Below are 15267 nucleotides of genomic sequence, written 5' to 3'. Positions count from 1 at the left end.
TGATATGCCTCTCAGTGAGATGAAAGAAAGACCGGATACTTCAGTTTAGGCTGGCACTGTTTTCAGGGTGAAGATCATGAATCCACCCGGACCGTACAGCATTATGCTGACGAGATAAATTGATGGGTATCGGAGTAGGGAGGGGCGGATTTTTTTGGCAAATGCCAGGTTTGGCGGTATTAAAAATGATCGCCCAATGATGATTTTCATAGGATTAGTCTTGCTGAGGCGAGCTGATTAAGTGATCAATATCAATTTATTGACCTATGTAATTGATTTTATAAATTTATCACCTAACTATACACTTAACGTAGCTGACGCTGGAGAGCGTCAACTCCGTACAACCGAGACCAGGCTGTTCTCGGATATCATTTTTTACTTGTATTACCAACCGCGTTGATAATCGTATTTTTCGCTGTACAGCAGTTTCTCATCAGTATAAATCTGCCACATACCTCTATTTTCTGGTACTGCATGTATCATTCAATGAAATTTTATATCGATAAGTCATTTTTACGTTATTAACAGTTAACTGATTCATTGTGATAACCGTTAGGTTCCTCTCTATCCCTCTTTGTTGTGAAATACTCTGGCGCCAGATCACATTCTTAAAAAAATAAATTGTAGGACCATTCCTACAATACATTTCGTGCACTCTTAGTTTAAATTTCATGATGATTTTTAACGTGCTAAGGCACAAGGATTTTTTCTCTCCTAACAAGAAACTTCTTATTCTTCAATGTGATGTTGCATTTTTTCTGAAATGCAAATAGTTACATTTTGTAACATTTAACCCATTGGTGTTACCTGGCTAATGTTTTTACACTGCCGCCACTGGGTATTTAATCGATATACTTATGTGTGTGAAAAATACCTGTCAGATACTGTGTTATGCCATCCTGCGAATGCGAAGGTTATCTACGAACAATTATTTTCCTTAATTTCATTGCCACGGTTTATTGGTGAGCGATGGCTATTGTTCCAGGTGATGCCGATTATTTTTACGCATCTTTTCAGGGGTGGATTTCCTAAATTCCCGTCCTCTAACAAGGAAAGTCAATGGCCTCGTCAAGCTTCCAAAATGAGATACCCAAAGCGCGTATTAATATTAAATTAGACCTCCACACCGGCGGTGCCCAGAAGAAAGTCGAACTACCTTTAAAACTTCTGGTGATGGGCGATTACAGCAACGGTCAGGAACAGCGTCCGCTGTCCGAACGTGAAAAACTCAATATCAACAAAAATAATTTCAACAGCGTGTTGGCCGAGTTCCAACCGAGCCTGAAATTAACGGTGCCTGATACTTTGGCAGGGGATAATACCGATACCGCCGTATCCCTGACCTTCAATGACATGAAGGATTTCGAGCCGGAAAGTGTCGCCCGTCAAATCCCACAACTGCGTGCCTTGCTGGCAATGCGCAATCTGCTGCGTGATCTCAAGTCCAATTTGCTGGACAACGCCACCTTCCGCCGTGAGCTGGAAAACATCCTCAAAGACGAAGCATTGAGCGATGAGCTGCGTGCTGAACTGGCGGCATTGGCCCCCAAAGACTGTTAATCGCCGGATTGGCTGCTTGTAGAAAGAAGAAAAGGAACATGCTGATGTCTGTACAGGAAAACAGTGCGCAGGGTACTGCGACGACCGTATTAGAGAAAAACCGTCCCGTAGCCCAGGGGGTTTATGCCTCTTTATTTGAAAAAATCAACCTGAGCCCGGTCTCCTCATTGACCGGTCTGGATGCTTTCCAGAACAACGATACCATGGCAGATGCCACCACTGATGAGCGTGTCACTGCCGCCGTCAGTGTCTTTTTGGACCTGCTGAAGCAGTCGTCGAAAAAAGTGGAAAAGCTGGATAAAACCCTGCTGGATGGCCACATTGCGGCGCTGGATGATCAAATCAGTCGCCAGTTGGATGCGGTGATGCATCACCCTGATTTCCAACGGGTGGAGTCGACCTGGCGTGGCGTGAAATCCCTTATCGATCAAACCGATTTCCGTCAAAACGTGCGTATCGAACTGCTGGATATCAGTAAAGATCATCTGGTGCAGGATTTTGAAGACGCCCCTGAAATCGTGCAAAGCGGCCTCTACACCCAGACTTACATTCAGGAATACGACACTCCCGGTGGCGAGCCGATTGCCGCTGCTATCTCCAACTACGAGTTTGACCGTAGCCCGCAAGATATCGCGTTATTGCGCAATATCTCCAAGGTCGCCGCGGCAGCCCATATGCCGTTTATTGGCTCAGTGGGTCCAGAGTTCTTTGGTAAAGAGAACATGGAAGAAGTGGCAGCTATCAAAGATATCGGTAACTACTTTGACCGTGCCGAATACATCAAGTGGAAAGCCTTCCGCGACTCAGATGATTCCCGCTATATCGGCCTGACCATGCCGCGGGTGCTGGGGCGCTTGCCTTACGGCCCGGACACGGTGCCGGTACGCAGCTTTAACTACGTAGAGCAGGTGAAAGGGCCGGACCATGACCGTTATCTGTGGACCAACGCCTCGTTTGCCTTTGCCGCCAATATGGTGAAAAGCTTCATCAAAAACGGTTGGTGTGTGCAGATCCGTGGCCCGCAGGCCGGTGGCGCGGTGACCAACCTGCCTATTCACCTGTACGATTTGGGTACCGGTAATCAGGTCAAAATCCCGTCAGAAGTGATGATCCCGGAAACGCGCGAATTTGAGTTTGCCAATCTGGGCTTTATTCCGCTGTCGTACTACAAAAACCGTGATTACTCGTGCTTCTTCTCGGCCAACTCTGCCCAGAAGCCTGCGCTGTATGACACCGCTGATGCCACTGCCAACAGCCGTATTAATGCGCGCTTGCCATACATCTTCTTGCTGTCACGCATTGCCCATTACCTGAAGCTTATTCAGCGCGAGAACATCGGCACCACCAAAGACCGCCGTCTGTTGGAGCTGGAGCTGAATAACTGGATCCGTGGGTTGGTGACGGAAATGACTGATCCGGGTGATGACTTGCAGGCTTCCCATCCGCTGCGTGATGCCAAAGTTACGGTGGAAGATATCGAAGACAACCCCGGTTTCTTCCGCGTGAAGCTGTATGCGGTGCCGCACTTCCAGGTTGAAGGTATGGACGTGAATCTGTCATTGGTTTCCCAGATGCCGAAGGCGAAAGCCTGATTGTCCTTTGTCCTTGAAGTTGCAGCGTGTTGGCTGCTTTCTCTCCCCCAGTCATTGACGTTAGCCAACGCCTGGGGGATTGGTTCAGTTGCCGTCTAGCTGCAACACCAATGACTTTGGGCATGATTGTACGCAAGGAAGTACCCATGAAGATTTATCGTCCGTTATGGAACGACGGGGCCTTTTTGGCCCCACAACAATTCCAGCAACAGGCCCGCTGGGACGCCTATGTAGCAGACAGCGTGGCACATATGACATTGGCATCCCCATGGGGGGTCATTGATGCGGCATTTGACCGTGGGTCGTTGGCGCTTTCCCGCCTGAATGCGCTGCGACTGGTGGTTCGCTTCCCTGATGGCACGCTGATTGATTCTGAACGGGCGGATAACCTGCCTCCCGCCTGTGATTTGTCTGCGGTATCAGACCGTGATGTGGTCGATGTGGTACTGGCATTACCGTTGCTGTCGGCCAATGGTGGCAATCTGGATGATGGTCAGGACAGCGCGCGCCCTCGCCGCTGGCAGCAGGAATGGGTCACGGTACAGGAGCTTGCCGGTCATGAGCGCACTGAACTGGCGATAATGCGCCACGGGGTCACGCTGCGTTTTGCTCATCAGGAAAACAGTGCTTATCTGACCTGTCCGGTGGTGCGTTTGATGCGCAATGCCCAGGGGCAGTGGATGCAGGATGAGAGTTTTATCCCCCCGATGTTGTCGCTGGCGGCCAGTCAGGTGGTGCTGACTGAACTGGGGGATTTAGTCCACCGTCTACAGGCGCGTCGGCGTCGCCTGATGGCCATGCGCCGTGAAAGTAACGAACGGATGGCCGATTTTGCGGTGGCCGATGTGTCGTTGTTCTGGTTGCTGAATGCGTTAAACAGTGCCGAGCCGGTACTGATGGAGTTGTATCAGACGCCTTCCCGCCATCCCGAACTGTTCTATCGCGAACTGGTCCGCCTCGCCGGTAGCCTGCTGACATTTTCCCTTGAGCATAAAGCCGAAGACATTCCGCTGTATCAGCATGACGCGCCAGAGCAGGTTTTCCCGCCGCTGTTCACCTTGCTTGATGCCCTGCTCGAAGCCAGCCTGCCGTCCCGTATGGTGGCGATTGAACTGGCTCACGAGGGCCAATTCTGGACCGGTTCATTGCATGATGCCCGCCTGCGCGAAGGGGCTGATTTCTATCTCTCTGTTCGTTCTTCGATCCCCAACCATCTGTTGCAAACCCAGTTCCCGCTGTTGTGTAAGGCTGGCAGTGTTGAGGATGTGTCAGATGTGGTCAACGTGGCGCTGAACGGTGTGGCGATGAAACCGCTGTCTCATGTTCCAGCTGCTATCCCGCTGCGTCTGGAAAATCAGTACTTTGCCCTTGACCTCAAGGGGGCAGCCGCGCAGGCCATGCTGGATGCGGGGAACTGTGCTTTCTACACCCCGGGTTCGCTGGGTGATGTCAAACTCGAACTGTTTGCGGTGCTACGCTCATGAGCAAAATAAATACGTCGGTGGTTGATGCGGTCTTTTATCCCTGCTGGCTGATGGTCAGTCAGTTGCGTAACGGTCAGGAAGTTGAGGACGGAGAAGCTTTGTATCGCCGTGCCTGTGAGTGGATTGACAACGCGCGCGCGACATTGTCGCGTGCCGGTTTCAGCGAAATCAGCTGCGACCATATGCTGTACACCCAGTGTGCGTTACTGGATGAAAGCGTCCTGAACCGTCAGAAACAGGACAGTGGTTATACCAAATGGCTGAAAGATCCGCTGCAGGCCCGCTACTTTAATACTTTGAATGCGGGTGAAGAATTGTGGGAGCGGATCCGCGCGGTGTTGCAGGAGCCGGCACCGGATACGGCGGTGCTGACCTGTTTTTACCGTGCGCTAACCTTGGGATTTGCCGGTCGTTACCGCGAACAGGGTGACGAGCGCAGAGAAGATGTGGTGCGTAAGCTGAGTTTGCTGGTGCCACCGTTTGCCTCTTCACAGGAAACACCGGTGGTCTCGCGCTCATTGCGTCTGCGCTCTGGACGCAAAACCTACTGGTTCTCCTGGGGAGCGGGGGTCGTCATACTGGTTGCTCTGTGGTTCACATTGTCCACCCGACTGACGCACATGGTGTCTCAATTGACAGGGATGCACTAGCGGATGCGCGGATTAACACAGTTACTCCTGCTGCTGCTGGGGGCCTGCCTGGCACTGTGGCTTATCCTGGGTTTCTGGCTGCTGGGCACAGGCAGCCGTGTGGTACTGAGCATGTTGGTTGTCATCCTCTGTGGTGCAGTAGGCTATTTTCAGTGGCGCAAACACAACCGCAATAAAGTGGCTCACCAATCCATTGCCGATTCAACGCTGCCGCCTGAAGATTTTCAGGGTGCGGTGGTACTGGTTTGTGGTGACAGCGATGCCCTGTTTTCCCCCTCGGCATCTTTTTGTGAAACGCGTCAAGGTTGGTATCTGGCCGTGCAACTGCCAGAACAACTGCCGATACTCGCGCAACATCTGGCGGCGGAACGTCCGGCGCTGATTGCCCAGATCTCGGTGTTACTGGCCATCGTGCCGGAGCAACATCAGAGCCGGGATGATTTTTCACAATCCCTGCGTGCCTGGCAACGGGCCATCGTGCAGTGCAAAGGATGGCTTGCGGGGATCCCGCCGGTCTGGCTGAGTACCTGGCTTTCACCGCCGGTATCCTCATCAGCGCAGGCAGAACGCTGGTACACGGTCACGCCGGGGCTAAAAGGCATTCAGGTTCAGGAGGTGGGGGCAGGCGTCATACCGCTGGTTGAATGGAGCCAGCCTCAAGAGTCCTGCAACGGTGAGGGAAGGTTGAGCGCTGTATTCTGGATGGAAAGCCTTCTGTCCTGGCTTGATGAACATGTCCTGAGCATCCTGACACAGCGGCAAGGAGATGTCCCTGCACTTACCCTGTGCGCATGGGGCTGCTGCTTTACACCGGTCGCGGGGCGTCAGAACAATTTGTGGCAGACACACATCAATGGAGTCACTACGCTGATGCCGGTGGCGACCCCTGAGCAAGAGTGCCTGCCGTTGCCAGAAGTGCTGCTACCTTATCTGCCTCGCCGCCGCGGCGTCTCCCGCCTGATGCAGGTTTGGCAGATGGCTGGCGTGCTGTGCGGGGTATTTTTACTGTTTGCCCTGCTGGCCTCTTTCATCAATAACCAGCGCCTGGTCCAGAGCGTTGATGATCATCTGTCGCAGTATAACCGGCTCACTGGCACGCCTCCAGCCCCTAAAACTCTGGCCCAACAGCAACTACGGGCGGATGCACATCTGCTGGATGACTGGTTACGTCGCGGTGCACCCATGCGTTTGTCTCTGGGATTGTATCAGGGGCTGCGACTGCGGGCTCCGCTTTACATTGCTATCAATAGCTGGGCGTCTCCTCCACCGCCACCACCGGTGATTAATCAAATTATTCAGGGGCCCAAAACCCTCCGTCTGGATAGCCTGTCACTGTTTGACGTGGGGCAATCAATGCTCAAGTCTGGCTCCACCAAAGTGCTTATCAATGCGCTGGTCGGGATTAAAGCCAAACCGGGTTGGCTGATCGTGGTGGCGGGTCACACCGATATCACGGGTGATGATAAGTCCAACCAGACTCTGTCGCTTAAGCGGGCGGAATCGGTACGCAACTGGATGCGCGATACCGGGGATATTCCGGAAAGCTGCTTTGCCGTACAGGGTTATGGCCAGAGTCGTCCTCTGAAATCTAACGATACGGAAGCGGGCCGTGCGCTCAACCGCCGTGTCGAAATCAGTCTGGTACCGCAGGCCGATGCCTGTCGCCTGCCAGGCGTAAAAACAGCGTCACAGGATGAAAGTGACGTATCAACCCAAGAAATGGAGAAGTAACCCATGGCAATTCCAGTATATCTGTGGCTGAAAGATGATGGCGGTGCGGACATTAAAGGTTCCGTAGATGTTAAAGATCGCGAAGGCAGCATTGAGATCGTGGCACAGGAACATAACCTATATATCCCGACAGACAACAACACGGGCAAGCTGACCGGCACCCGTATCCATACCCCGTTCCTGTTCACCAAGGAAATCGATTCTTCCAGCCCGTACCTGTACAAAGCGGTAACCACCGGCCAGACCCTGAAATCCGCTGAGTTCAAATGGTATCGCATTAACGATGCGGGTCAGGAAGTGGAGTATTTCAATACCAAGCTTGAGAACGTGAAACTGGTGAAAGTGGCACCGAAGATGCACGACATCAAGGATCCGGCCAAAGAGAAACACAATCACCTCGAAGCCATTGAGCTGCGTTACGAAAAAATCACCTGGACTTACAAAGACGGCAACATCATTCATTCCGATTCCTGGAACGAACGTACTACCGCGTAATTACCGTCATTCTTCGCGTCGCAGGTGCGTTGGCTACGTTCGCTCACCCTGGTCACATAGTTATCTATGCTCCCAGGGATTCGTTCACTTGCCGCCTGCCTGCAACACGAATTATTTAGGGTAACCCGCAGCAGCAGGCGGTTCGCCGTCTGCTTTTTGTGTTTTTAGCTCAGTATCGGGGCATCGGTATTCAGCCAAACGCACACACATTTTATCAGATGACCTTATGGGCCTTGGTTGACGGCTATGGGCGGTAGCGTGCCCGACGCCAGCTTCATCTGGCTATTTTACTTGCCATTTTTGCACTTGGGCAGTGCTCGGCGCTGTCCGTGTGCAAATTGACGGCGACAATAACGCCAGTTGAAACCGGCTAACGTATTAGGTTTCGCATACAAGGAAGAGAATTTATGACAACGCATTCAGCACACTTATTACGTCGGTTAAATCCCTATTGCGCGCAGGCACTGGCCGGCGCTGCAACCCTGTGCCAGACCCGTGCCCATGCCGAGATAACCGTTGAACATTGGTTGTTGAAACTGCTGGAACAGGGTGAAGGCGATATCACGGTGATTGCCCGGCGTTATGAGTGGGACATGGACAGCCTGTGGCAGGGGTTGCTGGCCCATCTGGATACGTTGCCGCGCACGGTGCAGGGCAAACCCCAGTTGTCTGCCGCGTTACAGCAACTGATCAAAAGTGCCTGGCTGGATGCGTCGCTACAGGAAGATGCCGATGCGGTGCGCTCGGTTCATCTGTTATCTGCTCTGATAAATTCGCCATCATTACTGGCCGCCGATGCCGCCTGGCCGTTGCTCAGCTTAAGCACTACCCAGTTACACCGCCTGCTACCGCTGCTGGACAGCCAATCCGATGAACGCCCTGAGGTGCAGCAGGCGGCGGCGCTGGCAGACAGCCCGGTCAATCTGACCGATGAGGCCCCGACCACCCCCTCTGCCAGCGGCCAGCCGCAACTCAATGACGCCCTGCAAGCGGCGCTGGATAAATTTACGTTGGACGTCACCGCCAAAGCGAAAACCGGGCAGATTGACCCGATTTTTGGTCGCGACAGCGAGATCCGCCAGATGGTCGACATCCTGTCGCGCCGCCGTAAAAATAACCCGATTCTGGTCGGTGAACCGGGTGTGGGTAAAACCGCCTTGGTTGAAGGGCTGGCACTGCGTATTGCCGAGGGCAACGTACCGGACAGCTTAAAAACCGTTAGCCTGCGCACCCTGGACTTGGGCCTGTTGCAAGCCGGGGCTGGGGTCAAAGGTGAGTTCGAACAGCGGCTGAAAAATGTTATCGAGGCGGTACAACAATCACCGACGCCGGTGCTGCTGTTTATCGACGAAGCCCATACCATCATCGGTGCCGGTAATCAGGCCGGTGGCGCAGATGCGGCCAACCTGCTGAAACCGGCACTGGCGCGTGGCGAGTTGCGCACCATCGCTGCCACCACCTGGTCGGAGTACAAGCAGTATTTTGAGCGTGATGCCGCACTGGAGCGCCGCTTCCAGATGGTGAAAGTTGACGAGCCGGACGACGCCAAAGCCAGCCTGATGCTGCGCGGCTTAAAGGGCCGCTACGCCCAGCACCACGGGGTGCATATTCTGGATTCTGCTATCACTGCGGCGGTGACTCTGTCGCGGCGCTTCCTGACCGGCCGCCAACTGCCGGACAAAGCGGTGGATCTGCTCGATACCGCCGGTGCCCGCGTGCGCATGAGCATCGACACGCTACCGGTCGCGCTGATGGAAATTAACGCCGAACTGGCCGCGCTGGCGATGGAGCAACAGGCCATCGAACAGGACTTGCTCCTGCTGCCAAGTATCGGTTCAACGCGCTTATCTGAGATAGAGCAACGCCGCGCAGAACTGGTGGTTGGGCAGCAAACGCTTGAACAGCAATATGCAGCAGAGCAACGTCTCACCACCCTGATTATCGACGCGCGTCAGGATATCGCCAACGCGGCACATCTGGCCAGGTTGCAGGAAGAGTTAAGTCAGATTCAGGGTAATGCGCCGCTGCTGTCGCTGGATGTTGATGTGCGCACGGTGGCAACGGTTATCGCTGACTGGACCGGCGTGCCGCTGAGCAGCCTGCTGAAAGACGAGCAGACCGATTTATTGCAATTGGAAAACCACCTCGCGACCCGGGTGGTCGGTCAGGATACGGCGCTGGTTGAGATGGCACAACGCCTGCGCGCCGCCAAAACCGGCCTGACGTCCGAAAATGGCCCGCTGGGAGTATTCCTGCTGGTTGGCCCCAGTGGGGTGGGCAAAACCGAAACTGCGCTGGCACTGGCCGACACACTGTTCGGTGGCGAGAAATCGCTGATCACCATCAACATGTCCGAATATCAGGAAGCGCACACCGTTTCCCAGTTGAAAGGTTCGCCACCGGGTTATGTCGGTTACGGTCAGGGTGGCATTCTGACCGAGGCGGTGCGCAAGCGCCCGTACAGCGTGGTGCTGCTTGACGAAGTTGAGAAAGCGCACGCCGATGTCATTAACCTGTTCTATCAGGTATTTGACCGTGGCTTTATGCGCGACGGCGAAGGGCGCGAAATTGATTTTCGTAACACCGTGATCCTAATGACGGCCAATTTAGGCAGTGATCATCTGATGCAGTTACTGGATGAACAACCGGAAGCGACCCATAGCGATCTGCACGAACTGCTGCGCCCGATCCTGCGCGACCATTTCCAGCCCGCGCTATTAGCCCGCTTCCAGACCCTGATCTACCGGCCACTGGACGCCGCCGCGTTGCGTACCATCGTCGAGATGAAACTGGCACAGGTCGCTAAACGGCTGAACAAACATTACGGCCTGCACTGCGCGATAGAGGAAAGCCTGTACGACCAGCTGGTCGCCGCCTGCCTGCTGCCGGACACCGGTGCGCGCAACATCGACAGCCTGCTGAATCAGCAGATTTTACCGGTATTGAGCCAACAACTGCTGAGCCGTATGAGCGAGCAACAGCGCACCACCTCGCTGACCTTGGGCTGGGATGAGGCCGAAGGGATCACCTTGGGGTTTGGTGACTAAGGGTTCAACGTTGTCTAACCAAGAAAATATTAACCCCTAAAAGATAGGGGACGTAGCCAGCGCTGCTCGTTTATTGCCAAGGAGAATTATACCTATGGATACGGTTGAAGAACTTAACGGTACTTATTTTTTTAATGGATTAAATAATCTGACGGCTTATGAGTTGCTGTTTTGGATATTGGTGGATGAAACTGAAAATCAACTGGGCATCAAAGATATCATTGGCGTGGCTTTTGTGATCCTCGGTAATAATAGTGTCGACGTACCTGGAAAACCCAATACAGCAACGAAAGGTACGTCGCATGCGTCACTTTTTTTCCGCAAGCATCTCAGCTACAAATTCAAAAAACGCGTCTTACCAACATTGACAAAAAAATCCTTTTCGTTAAGCGGCGTCAAGGTGTTTTGGGTTAATAATCTGGGGGCATTTGCAGGAAGAGCAGTTCCCGTTTTAGGATGGATTATACTGGCGACTGATGTGGCCACGATCAGTTTCAAAACCGTAAGCAGGTATAACACCATCGCGCGACCGGAGGATAAAATCTGGTGAACATGACAATCGAAGACAGCGTCAGAAAATTTGTCAAAAGCGAGCTACCGCTGGTGACCAGCCTGTTCATGAAAAAAATTGATATTGACGATGACACCCCCTTACAGAATCTGCATGAAGCAGATGATGTCGCTGAGATGACAGAAAAATTTTTCTCACATTTTAATGTTCAGCCCGCCGGATTTTCTCTCAGTAACTATTACCCCTGGAAGGTTAAATCCGTATTTTCACGAAAAGCCCTTAATCAAAACAAAATACCATTAACGGTTGGGATGTTTATTGAATCAGCCAAAGCTGGACATTGGCTCTATAACTGAACCGGAAATAACCTCCCCCTTCAAATAAACCTGTCGGCTGTTAACTGGCTATGCGGTGTGCAAACCCATGGAATACAGGTTGTTACCACGGAGTAAAACCCATGAGTATTATTGATACGCTTCAAAATACGCTGTCAGCTATCACCAAAACCACCCTGAATCGTTACCGCCTTGATATTCCTTCCTGCTCCTCTCCTCTGGATGTGGAGGATTTTGTGGGGACGGAAGCGATGAGTGAATTGTATTGCTACACAGTTCATTTCACCAGTACTGACAAAGACATTGATGCCAGTCAGTTGCTGCGTAAACCAGCTAGTTTGACAATGGGGGCTGGTTTGTTGCAGAGCCTCTCGGAGCAAAAGGTGGTGCATGGGGTAGTGACGAGTTTTGAGCGGGTCAGTGGCTCAAAAGACCAGGCCGTGTACCAGATAACGCTATCACCATTTCTGGCACTGCTGCGTAATCAATTCCGCACCCACCGTTTCTTTGTCAACAAATCGGTACCGGAAGTGGTGGAGCAGATACTTCAGGAACATGGCTTTAAGGACTGGGAATATGAGTTTGTCCTGAAACAGACCTATCCGAAACGTGAACAAATAAACCAGTACCAGGAAAGCGACCTGGAATTTATTGAACGATTGCTCTCAGAGATGGGGATATTTTACTTCTTCAGCTTGCAGTCGGACACCCAGACTGAAGTGGTGCACTTCGCTGATAAGCAGAGTGCCTATAAGTTTGGTAAAGACCTGCCGTTGAACAGCCCGTCAGGCATGAGTGACAGTGGTGCAGAGTCGGTTTGGGGCGTGAGTGTGCAGCACAATGTGGTGCAGGCTAACGTGACCACCAAAGATTATAACCACCGTGAAGCACAGAAAATACTTCAGTCTGGCAGAACCGATATGACACGCGGCGAGAGTGAAGGGGTGACCTACGGTGACGTGTATCACTACAAACCTCGCCATCTGGATACCGGCGATAAAATCGACCCCACTGCTGAAACCGCCAATTTCCTGGCACGCCTCGACCATGAGCGCTTTTTATCAGCACAGACAACGATTGTTGGCTTGGGTAATGATGCTACCCTCAGCCCAGGGCAGGTACTGACGATAACCGAAACTGTCATTGTTCCGACGCTTCCCACCGTTATGGACAACGGCGTAGTCATCACCGGCACCTTTTTTAGTGCCAGCCGCAAGGATGCATTAGTGGTGAACTGGATGGCGGTACCCTACAGTGAAACTCTGTGCTGGCGCCCGGCATTGCTGCCCCGTCCAAAAGTCAGCGGCACCATGATGGCGCGGGTGACCAGCGCGAAGGCCAACGATATCTATGCCTGGCAGGATACCTCCGGTTTGTATCGGGTGAAATTTGATGCAGACCAGGACGATAAAGCACAAGGTCAGGAGAGTATGCCGGTGCGACTCGCCAAACCTTACGGTGGTGATGTGTATGGCATTCACTTCCCGCTGATACAGGGCACCGAAGTGGCCATCGCGTTTCACGACGGTGACCCAGACCGCCCGTATATCGCCCATGCCCTGCATGACTCTCGTCATACCGACCATGTGACCGAAAAAAATAACACCCGCAACGTGATCCGTACCCCTGCTTTCAACAAGCTACGCATGGAAGACAAACGCGGCGAAGAGCACATCAAGCTCAGCACCGAGTACGGCGGCAAGACCCAATTGAACCTCGGGCACAATGTAGATGCTCAGCGCAATCTACGGGGCGAAGGTGCCGAGCTGCGTACCGATGATTGGGTAGCGGTACGTGGTGGGGCTGGTGTGTTTATTACTGCGGATACACAGTCATCAGCCAGCGGGATGATGCTGGATATGTCTGCGGCATTGGGTCAATTACAACAAGCGCAAAGTCTGGCGGAATCTCTGAGCAGTGCAGCAGAAACCGCGAAGGCAGAGCTTGCTGACCTGCAAACGCAGAAAGCCTTACTGAGCGAAGCGCTAAATGAACTGAAAAAGTCGGTCTTACTGCTGTCTGCCCCTGAAGGGATAGCGCAGGTAACACCGAAAACACTGCAACTGTCAGCCGGAGAAAACATCACGGCAACGAGTGGCGGTAATACAGATTTCAGTATCATGAAAAAACTGACAGTGGCAGCAGGAGAGCGGATAAGCCTGTATGCCCAGAAGTTGGGTATAAAACTGTTTGCCAGTAAAGGGAAAGTGGAAATTCAGGCGCAGGGTGATGAAATGACACTAGACGCGCTGAAAGATATCCGGATTAGTAGCAGCGAAGGGAAAATCATCATCAGTGCGAAGAAGGAAATCATACTGACAAGCGGTGGGGGTTATATCCGCATAGCCGATGGAACTGTGGAGTGTGCAGCACCGGATAAAATAATAGAGCGCGGCGCGGTGTGGCAGAAGTTTGGTGGACAAAGTATCAGCCAGGCGGCCCAAAAATGGGAAAGCGCCGATTTTGCGATCACACCTGAAGTCCGCTGGCCGTATAGTGATTCTCCTGTTGCCGGAGAAATTATCAAGTTAGTGAGTGGAGATGGAACTGTACAGACACTCACCACAGCCTCTTCCGGAAGTGCACCGAAGCAATTGGGTGTGAGTATTGATTCGCTAAAAGCTTATTTACAGAGTGGGGAATAAGAGATGAATGACGCCTCAGGAAATAATATTGCGGCACAGAGTTATAACGACAGTGGTCGACAGAATCACACGGTAATAACTGACGCTAAAGGAAAAGATGCAAAAGTCACCATTTACAAAATACCAGACAGGGTTATTCCAGTGATTTTTTTGCCGGGTGTTATGGGAAGTAATTTAATGGACCAGTCTGGTAAAACTATATGGCGACTAGATAGCGCAGGTGGTACTGCTTGGGATTGGGCAACGGCAGGAGCAAAAAAAAGGAAGGATTTGCTTTCACCAGAAAGAACATTTGTCGACTCTGGAGGGAAAATCAATCCAGAGTACGAAAATGAAGTTAAACAATTTGGCACTCGCAGGGATAGAGGGTGGGGAGAAGTAGGGTATATGAGCTACGGTGAGTTTTTACATTGGCTCCAAGGTGCGTTAAATGATCATGATTTAATGGCAAAAAATAAAAATAATAATAATGGTCGTCTAACTATACGTGAACAGTTACAAAGCAAAAATTTAAACGCTGAGATTGGTGAGGCTAATCTTACGAAGGATGATATCGAGCTTAGCTATAAATATTTACTTCCCGTGCATGTAGTGGGTTATAACTGGTTACAGTCAAATGAAAACTCAGCAACAATCTTGAAAGAACGGGTAAATTCAATTATCAATTGGTATAACGGCAGGAATATGTTGTGCGAAAAAGTTATTATTGTTACTCACTCTATGGGGGGGTTTGTTGCCCGCCATTACTCTGAAAACGCAGCTGGAAAAGATAATATTTTAGGAATTGTCCATGGTGTAATGCCTACACTCGGTTCACCCATGGCCTATAAAAGGATGAAAGCAGGTGAAGCCGGTACTGTAGGGCTTGTTATTGGTAGCTCAGGTTCCGAAATGACTGCCGTTTTAGCACAATCTCCTGGGCCTTTACAGCTCTTGCCAAGTACAAGTTATGGAATGGGATGGTTGCAGATAGAAGGGCTGTCTGGTGGACTACCAAAAAGCGATCCTTTCAAAGATATATATAGCCAGAGAACTCCTTGGTGGGCTTTATGTGAAGATCGATTAATAAATCCTAATAATAAAAAACCCTCTGATAGTGATTGGAGCAATTACATTCAGTTACTCATACGAGACGTTAAAAGTTTTATTGAAAAGTTAGATGGAAAATTTCATAAAAACACATATGCTTTTTATGGTAACGATGGTAAAAAATACCC

General features: G+C 51.6%; 11 protein-coding genes. All 11 read left to right on the top strand.

All coding sequences use genetic code 11. From position 1 onward, the window contains the following. The first annotated feature begins 1059 nt into the window (after positions 1-1059). On the top strand, positions 1060-1560 hold the full coding sequence (gene tssB, locus V2A85_RS16070; protein ID WP_083162567.1) for a type VI secretion system contractile sheath small subunit: 501 nt from the start codon (positions 1060-1062) through the stop codon (positions 1558-1560). 38 nt (positions 1561-1598) lie between these two features. Beyond that, positions 1599-3152 carry a type VI secretion system contractile sheath large subunit gene (gene tssC / locus V2A85_RS16065; protein WP_004876065.1) on the top strand — a complete coding sequence of 518 codons (1554 nt, stop codon included), beginning with the start codon at positions 1599-1601 and terminating at the stop codon, positions 3150-3152. Between the two features lie 146 nt (positions 3153-3298). After that, on the top strand, positions 3299-4636 hold the full coding sequence (gene tssK, locus V2A85_RS16060) for a type VI secretion system baseplate subunit TssK (RefSeq protein ID WP_050115944.1): 1338 nt from the start codon (positions 3299-3301) through the stop codon (positions 4634-4636). Beyond that, on the top strand, positions 4633-5286 hold the full coding sequence (gene tssL / locus V2A85_RS16055) for a type VI secretion system protein TssL, short form (protein ID WP_004877018.1): 654 nt from the start codon (positions 4633-4635) through the stop codon (positions 5284-5286). Before tssK ends, tssL begins: the two co-directional genes overlap by 4 nt. Positions 5287-5289: 3 nt before the next feature. Next, the gene (locus tag V2A85_RS16050; RefSeq protein ID WP_420071823.1) at positions 5290-7017 is read left to right on the top strand and encodes an OmpA family protein; all 1728 of its coding nucleotides are present in this window, start codon (positions 5290-5292) and stop codon (positions 7015-7017) included. 3 nt (positions 7018-7020) lie between these two features. Continuing rightward, positions 7021-7512 carry a type VI secretion system effector Hcp gene (hcp, locus tag V2A85_RS16045; RefSeq protein ID WP_004711812.1) on the top strand — a complete coding sequence of 164 codons (492 nt, stop codon included), beginning with the start codon at positions 7021-7023 and terminating at the stop codon, positions 7510-7512. Between the two features lie 407 nt (positions 7513-7919). Further along, positions 7920-10559 (top strand): type VI secretion system ATPase TssH, encoded by a 2640-nt coding sequence (tssH, locus tag V2A85_RS16040; protein ID WP_420071822.1) that lies wholly within the window; start codon positions 7920-7922, stop codon positions 10557-10559. 94 nt (positions 10560-10653) lie between these two features. Further along, on the top strand, positions 10654-11109 hold the full coding sequence (locus V2A85_RS16035; RefSeq protein ID WP_038630837.1) for an STM2901 family protein: 456 nt from the start codon (positions 10654-10656) through the stop codon (positions 11107-11109). Positions 11110-11111: 2 nt separating this feature from the next. Continuing rightward, positions 11112-11426 carry a DUF1493 family protein gene (locus V2A85_RS16030; protein ID WP_004877026.1) on the top strand — a complete coding sequence of 105 codons (315 nt, stop codon included), beginning with the start codon at positions 11112-11114 and terminating at the stop codon, positions 11424-11426. A 101-nt stretch (positions 11427-11527) separates the two neighbouring features. Beyond that, on the top strand, positions 11528-14050 hold the full coding sequence (locus tag V2A85_RS16025) for a type VI secretion system Vgr family protein (protein ID WP_420071821.1): 2523 nt from the start codon (positions 11528-11530) through the stop codon (positions 14048-14050). A 3-nt stretch (positions 14051-14053) separates the two neighbouring features. Then, positions 14054-15267 (top strand): esterase/lipase family protein (locus V2A85_RS16020; protein WP_420071820.1); only part of this gene is annotated, 1214 nt, incomplete at its 3' end.

Origin of the sequence: Yersinia sp. 1252 StPb PI, assembly GCF_048593885.1 — a bacterium.
Taxonomy (GTDB): domain Bacteria; phylum Pseudomonadota; class Gammaproteobacteria; order Enterobacterales; family Enterobacteriaceae; genus Yersinia; species Yersinia enterocolitica_E.
This window is presented reverse-complemented; position numbering and strand designations above follow the sequence as displayed.